This window comes from Pseudoalteromonas byunsanensis, assembly GCF_001854475.1.
GTDB lineage: Bacteria > Pseudomonadota > Gammaproteobacteria > Enterobacterales > Alteromonadaceae > Pseudoalteromonas > Pseudoalteromonas byunsanensis.
The window spans coordinates 603-7,978 of sequence record NZ_MNAN01000029.1; the positions used below are offsets into that span (position 1 = coordinate 603).

The following is a 7,376-nucleotide window of genomic DNA, read 5'->3' on the forward strand; positions in this document are numbered from 1 at the left end:
TTACAAGCGTATTGGCAACAGCAGCTCGCGGGGATTGAACCGCTGCGTTTGTATACCGACAAGGTCAGACCGCCGGTACAAGATTTTAAAGGCCGAGATCACAGTTTTAGTTTAGATAGCGACCTGTCGGAGCAATTACGCAAGCTTGCCAAAACACAAGAAACAACCCTGTATACGGTGCTGTTAAGTGGCTTCTATCTCACATTATCGGCCCTATCAGGGCAACGCGATATCGTAGTGGGCACACCGTCTGAGAATAGACATCATGCGCAAACGCAATCCTTGGTCGGCTTTTTTGTTAACTCCTTAGCGCTTCGCACGCAAGTTGAGCAAACGCAGAGCTTAGAGGACTTCATTGCACAAGTACATGAGGTGGTAAGCGGTGCCAAGGTCCATCAAGAGTTACCATTTGAGAACGTGGTTGAGCTGTTAGAAGTAGAGCGAGACCGCGCAAGACATCCGATTTATCAAGTAATGTTCAGTGTACAAAATTTTGGTAACACGATAACTGATGATAACTCATTGATATTTGAGAAGATGGACTGGATCGAGTCTGAAGGGTTATTCAGTCCGGCAAAGTTTGACTTGAGCTTAATAATAACAGACGGGCAATCAAGTATTTGTGGTCAGTTGAACTATGCACTTAGCTTATTTGAAGAAGAAAGTATTAAGCGTCTGTTGAGTTTGTATAAGCGAATACTCAGCGCCATAGCAAGTGGTAAGTACAATAAAATAGTTGATATCCCGCTGCTATCCAATCCTGAACGTAAGCAGCAGTTGCTTGACTTTAATAATACGTATCGCGAACAAGCAAAACATACAAGCCTTCACTCTTTGTTTGAAGCCCAAGTCACAGCAGTACCGAACCATATCGCAGTTTCTTTTGGCTCACAGTCACTTAGCTATATAGAACTAAACGAAAGAGCAAATTGTTTAGCTCGTAGGCTGCGCGATAACTATCATAATCAGTATGCTCAGCCGATGCCGGCACAAACCATCATTGGTTTATATTTAGAACGTAGCGTTGATATGGTTGTTGGGTTGTTGGCAATTTTAAAAGCTGGAGGAGCTTACGTTCCAATCTCGTCTGAATTACCGGACCAGCGGGTATCATTTATGTTATCTGATACTGCAGCTCCAATGGTATTAACCCAGTCGATTCATGAACCAAAACTAAGAGAACTAACACAAAGTTTGCCGCTTAAGCCGCTATTGCTGAATATTGATCAGTGTGATGTTGAATACGCGAGTTCAGATTTAGCACACCCTACAAATAGTAACCAGTTGGCTTATGTTATTTATACATCAGGTACAACAGGTCAACCTAAAGGCGTATTAATTGAACATCAAGGTATAGTCAATACCATTACTGACAATGCCAAAGCAATTTGCGTTGAAAGCGATAGTGTCTTTTTTCAAAATACCTCATTAAATTTTGATGCCGCAACTTGGGTGATTTTTGTCACGCTCAGTCGAGGTGCTACTTTGAGTTTGTCGGATAGCTCAGCGGATCTATGCGATCAGATTAACGCAAACAACGTAACTCACTTGATGATGACGCCATCGATGTTAAAACTGCTTGAGCCACAGAACGTTCGTAGCGTGTCTCATGTAACTGTAGCAGGGGAAGTATGCGATGAAGCTCTAAAACAACAGTGGGCTGATAAAGTGTGCTTCTATAATGCATACGGACCGACTGAATCTTCCATATGTGCAACGATAAAGCAACTAAGTGTGACGGAAAAAGTAAGCATTGGTGGGCCAATAAGTAATGCAAGCTTATACGTCCTAGATGAAGAGCACGCATTGCTGCCAACTGGCGTCGTCGGAGAATTATACATAGGCGGTAAAGGTGTAGCTAGAGGGTACCTCAACCTTGAGACACTAACAGCATCTAGATTTATTGAAAACCCGTATTATGATGAAAACATACAAGGAAGTAGTAAACGTATATACAAAACCGGGGATTTAGTTCGTTGGTTACCCAATGGAGAACTTGAATATATAGGCCGCATCGATAATCAGGTAAAAATCAGAGGATTCAGAATTGAGTTAGATGAAATCGCCAATGTCATGATGTCTCTGGAGGGAGTGCAACAGTCGGTCGTCTTTGACGTAACACAACATGGTACACAATTTATAGTCGCCTATTTTGTCGCTGAAAACGGCAAGTCGCTGACTTTAAAAGCCATAGAAAAGCAGCTACACCAATATCTGCCTGATTATATGGTGCCAAGTAGCATAATTGAAGTGGATAAAATTCCATTAACAGTGAATGGCAAACTAGATAAAGCTGGCTTACCAGAACCTATATTGGTAGATAGCTATCAGTATGTTGCTCCAAGAAATGACTTTGAGGCGAATTTATGTAGTGTGTGGCAGACAGTCTTAGAGTTAGATCAAGTTGGGATTTACGACAATTTCTTCCGTATTGGTGGCAACTCCATCACCGCGGTCAAGCTTTCTCAGGTAAGTCGTCGCACTTTAGGAGTGGATATCCCATTAGCACTGCTATTTGAGCATAAAACAGTCGCGGGAATTGCTGCAAACCTAATTGATAAACCATTAAAAAACATTGAAAAGACGACACTCACCCGTGCCCCTTTATCCTTTGCACAAGAAAGTTTGTTATTTATAGAAAAGTTTGAAAGCGGCAGTCATGCCTATCACATTCCTCATTTAATTGAATTAGACAACGCGTTTGATTTGCGAACTTTTCAGCAAGCGATAAACATAGTTGTAAAGCAACACCCTATTTTGACAACCGTGTATCTAGAAAATGAGCTTGGTGACGCATATCAACAAATTCTTGATGCCAAAGTAGATATTGAAACCCATGATGTTGGGACTCAAGATGAACTTCTACAGGCTATTAAACAGGTTAATGAAACTCCTTTTGATTTGAGCAAAGAACTCAGCATTAGAGTGAATTATTACCAGTTGAAATCTCATCGTTACATACTGTTTCTTTGGCATCATATAGCGTTTGATGGCTGGTCAGTAAATATATTTATGGAAGCTTTGGAAAAGGCGTACTCATCCATTAAACAATCTTTACCTGTCGAGCAAAGTGAACCGAAGCTTCGCTATATAGACTATGCGGTATGGCAAAAAGATAAACTGCAAGGCAGTTATTTTGATAACTTGCAAGCATATTGGCAGGCTTATCTAAGTGATTTTGAAGAACTTGAATTACCGATTGATTACCCGCGACCTAAACAATTTAATTACGCAGGAAAAGACCATCTTTTCACTATAGATGCTGAGTTGTCATCTAAGTTACGAACAATGGCTAAAGAGCACTCCACGACATTGTATACTGTTTTACTAAGTGCTTTTTACATTACACTTGCTCGCTATAGTGGACAGCAAGATATCATCTTAGGCACCCCTTCAGAAAACAGAGAGCAAGCTCAACTTCAGTCTTTGGTAGGTTTTTTTGTAAACTCATTACCTCTAAGAGCACACATTGATTTCAATGATAGTGTAAGCGCGTTCATAGACAAGATTCACCACATCGTAACGCAGGCCAAAATATACCAAGAGATGCCATTTGAGAAGATAGTTGACACGCTAGATATCAAGCGTGATCCGGCTAAACATCCAATATTCCAGGCTTTTTTCCGATTACAACAGTTTACTCAAAATAACAATAGTGTATTTCCTGTTGCGTTTGAAACACACCCAATGCTGGCTCACTACAGTCCCGCGAAGTTTGACCTGGATTTGTTTTTAAATGACGATAATCACATTATCACTGGCGGTTTAAATTACGCGGTTACTCTGTTCAGGCCTGAGCGTATTGAACACATAGTACAAACGTATCAGCGGATTTTACAAGAGTTTGTAAATAATGCTAAACCGCGCATTGGTCAGCTCCAATATTTGTCAAATGTAGACATTAACAAGCTCTTAAATGTATGGAATCGCTCAGAAGAGTCCGTTTTCATCGAGCATACACTTCATAAAGCATTCGAAGATCAAGTTAACAAAGCGCCAAACAAAACCGCACTAGTTTTTAATGGCCAAGCTTTAAGTTATAAAGAGTTAAACTCTAGAGCTAATATCCTTGCCAATAAGATTAGAGCCGAATTCTTTTCTTCTAATGGTGCTCCTTTAGAACCAAATCAATTTGTGGCTTTATATTTAGACCGTAGTTTAGAAATGGTCATTAGCATACTTGCTGTATTAAAAGCAGGTGCAGCTTACGTACCAATTGCTCCGGAACATACGACAAGTCGAATGCAATTTATATTGCGCGATACACAAGCTTCTATATTACTAAGCCAGAGTTGGTATGGCGCAAAGTTGCAAAAAGTTTTGGCAGATGCCAGCGTGTCTTGCAATATCTTAGAAGTCGATCAAGTTGACTATTTTGAAGTAAATATTGGTCAAAATCTTGGGCCGATTAGCGCTGTTGATGATTTAGCTTATGTTATCTATACGTCTGGTACTACTGGCACTCCTAAAGGGGTCAAGATCTCCCATAGTGCAAGTTCACAGAGGAATGCCTGCATTGCAGGGCTGAGCAAATCGGCGCAAAATAACTACTTATTCAAGACCAATTATATCTTTGATGTATCAGTATCTGACTTATTTAGTCATTTGATGGTTGGTGCTACAGTCTACATGACTAAATCCAGTTTTGACCCCCACGAAATTGATCGTATTTGCAGCTCAGAGCCCATCAATGCTGCGCATTTCGTGCCTTCACAATTTAATGCTTATTTATCTTTATGTAAGAATGGAAAGTCTTTACAAAGACTATATTTTAGTGGTGAAAACCTCACCAAAGAACAACTTATTGCTATTGATTTGTGCAATACAGAGGTAATAAATTATTACGGACCAACCGAAACGGGCGAAGCGACTTTTCACCGGGTTGCCGATGCTCAAGAACAAGGAGTAATTGGCCGCCCGTTAGCTGGTGTCGAAGTGTACGTTCTACAGCCTGATCTTGGTCTTTCGCCAGTGAATGTCCCTGGAGAGTTATTTATTGGTGGTTCTGGTCTGGCACAAGGGTATTTGAACTTGCCACAGCTTACCACTGATCGGTTTATTGAGAATCCTTATAATATTTCTTCGACCGAAAATAGTAAAAATAGCTTGTTATATAAAACCGGTGACGTTGTACGTTGGTTACCTGATGGCAATTTACAATTTCTGGGACGCAATGATGATCAAGTTAAAGTCAGAGGGTATCGTATCGAACTAGGAGAGATAGAGTCAGCATTAGTATCTATCTCTGGAATTGTTCAAGCTGTAGTTGTGCTGCACGATAGTGACTATTTAAGTGCCTATGTTGTTGCCAACTGTGAAATCGATATTGAGGCAGTTCGCTCTGAACTGTCTATTACACTTGCAGAACACATGATGCCAAATGGCATAATGCAACTGTCTGAAATTCCACTAACTATTAATGGCAAGTTAGATAAGAAGGCACTTCCAAAAATTGCTCTATCTTCTGACAAAGCCGATGCTGAGCCTAGAAATGAACTTCAAAGGCAGTTGTGCTTAGTTTGGCAAAAAGCATTGGAGCTTGCGAAAGTTGGAATTAATGACAACTTCTTTCAAATAGGTGGAAACTCGATTAAAGCACTAAAGTTAGGGCTTGAATGTCGACGCCAGCTGAATGTTGATATCCCATTACCTCTGCTATTTGAAAAGAAAACAATTGCCAAAATTGAACCTTTTTTAAACAGTGATTCAATTAATACTATTCATCGTTCCAATTTAGAATTTCCGCCGCTGTCGTTCGCTCAGGAAAGATTGTGGTTCATTGAGCGCTTTAACGAAGGTGTAGATACATACCATATCCCGTATTTGGCTAAATTGAACCACGCTGTTGACGGCGAGGCACTGGAAGAAGCAATCAATATGATTGTAAAGCGACACGACGTCCTTAGGACGGTTTATCGTGAAGATGAAAGTGGCCAAGTCTATCAGCACAAGTTAGAAAAACGTTTAACAATACATAATGAAGAGCCAATATCTTTCGAGGAATTAGATCTATGTGTTTCACATCTAAGTGCTCAACCCTTTGACCTACAAAATGACCTAAGTGTTCGGATACACCATTTATCTACAAATGAACAGAATTACATTCTTATTGTGTGGCATCACATTGCGTTTGATGGTTGGTCAATCGATCTGTTTATGGGCGAAGTTGCTCAGGCATATTCAAGTTTAATTGAAGGGGTGTCTGCACAATTACCACCGCTATCTATTAGCTACAGTGACTATGCAATTTGGCAACGAGATTTTGTGAGTGGCGATACATTAGATAGATTGCTGGGCTATTGGAAAGAGCAGTTAAACGGTTATGAGCCGCTTAACTTAATTACTGATCATACCAGACCTAATCATTTCGATTACAGTGGTAATGATATTAAGTTCGAATTAGATACTCACCTATCGACGTTACTAAGAGAATTTGCTCAAAGCAATGAAACAACACTCTATGCAGTGTTGCTCAGTGGCTTTTATTTAACTCTATCGGCGTTAACAGGACAAAAAGATATTGTTATTGGTACGCCATCTGACAATCGTCATCATAGTCAAATTCAGTCTTTAATTGGTTTTTTCGTAAACACCTTACCGCTGAGAATTTGTACACAAAAGCACAATAAGATTGAAGCATTAATTGATCACGTCCACACCTTACTCACTCAAAGTAAAGCAAATCAAGATTTGCCATTTGAAAAAATTGTGGATGCATTGGAAGTAGAGCGAGACACCTCGTGTCACCCAATTTTTCAAGTGATGTTTTCGCTAGACAGTTTTAATGATAATGCCCAAAAGAATGCTGATCTTCCTTGGTCCACAGTACCGCTGCCTAACACGGTCAATAACCCCGCTAAGTTTGACTTGAATTTAGTAATGACCGATGGACAGGCGAGTATTTGTGGTCAGTTGAACTATGCGGTGAGCTTGTTCGAAATTGACAGTATCGAGCGTCTATTACGCTTGTATAAGCGTGTACTGAGCGGATTGGTAAGTGGTCAGTATGCACAAATCGCAGATATCCCTTTATTGTGTGACTTAGAGCGCGACACCTTACTGAATACCTTGAATGACACAGACAAAGCATATCCACAGGCAAACACGCTGGCGCAGTTGTTCAGTGCGCAAGCACAGCTTTGTCCTGACGCTATCGCCTTAGTGTATGAGCATGAGCAAGTCTCTTATCAAGCATTGGATGACGCCTCTAACCGCTTAGCCAGAGAAATTAGAGCCCAGTATTTAGCATCTCATGGTCACGCATTGACCCCAGGAACCCTGATAGGGGTGTACTTAGAGCGAAGCGTGAATATGGTGGTGAGTATTTTGGCAGTACTTAAAGCTGGCGGCGCCTATGTACCGTTATCGCCAGAATA

General features: G+C 40.6%; 1 protein-coding gene. It reads left to right on the top strand.

The window, feature by feature from the left end; all coding sequences use genetic code 11:
* Window positions 1-7,376, top strand: a 7,376-nt coding sequence (locus BIW53_RS09595) for a non-ribosomal peptide synthetase (protein WP_139158819.1), incomplete at both ends; no start/stop codon positions are given.